Raw genomic sequence first — 686 nt, forward strand, 5'->3', positions numbered from 1 at the left:
CGACACCGGTCACCGGCACCGGCGGCCCACGCCCCCCACTTCCGTGACCAACCGTCACCCTCCCGTGACAGCCCGCCCAAACCCGGGCGTGTCGCCCGCCCCAGCTTCCGCATCGGCCACGCCATTTGGCACCCTGTGACCTCCGAGGGATGCTCGGGAGGGAATGACGATCATGAACGTGACACAAACGGGGACGCACACCGGCCCGTCCGGCGACCCCCGATCCGGCGACCCCCGCATCGGTCATCCCCGCACCGGCGACCCCCGCATCGGCTGGAGCGCCACCGACGGCCTCCACGCGCCCCTCATGCTGCACCGCCGCGACGGCATCCTCCCCACCATCGCCGCCGCACTCTCCGTACGCGGCACCACCCTCACCGGCACCGCCGCCCGCGGCGACACACCCCCCGCCCTGCACCCCCTCGTCCAGGACTTCCTCGACGCCCTCACCAGCACCCAGCGCGACCGCTTCACCGGCCGCTGCGCCGAAACCCTCCTCATCTCCCGGCACATCACCGCCGCCGACGCCGCACGCAGCAAACGCGCCGCACGCAAACCCATGACCAACGGCGAAGCGCGCAAAGCCCTCAAACAGGCCAAACTCACCACCCGCCGCATCCGCGAGGCCGGCGACCCCCTCCACGGCGACTTCGCCACCCCCTGCCGCGCCTGCACCGCACTCAGCG

At 72.7% G+C, this 686-nt stretch carries 1 protein-coding gene; it reads left to right on the forward strand.

What is annotated here, in order from left to right:
- Positions 1–172 precede the first annotated feature (172 nt).
- A partial coding sequence (locus B7L92_RS37990) for a YwqJ-related putative deaminase (protein ID WP_081241629.1) occupies positions 173–686 on the forward strand: 514 nt, incomplete at its 3' end.

Source organism: Streptomyces viridosporus (genome assembly GCF_002078235.1).
Classification (GTDB): domain Bacteria; phylum Actinomycetota; class Actinomycetes; order Streptomycetales; family Streptomycetaceae; genus Streptomyces; species Streptomyces viridosporus.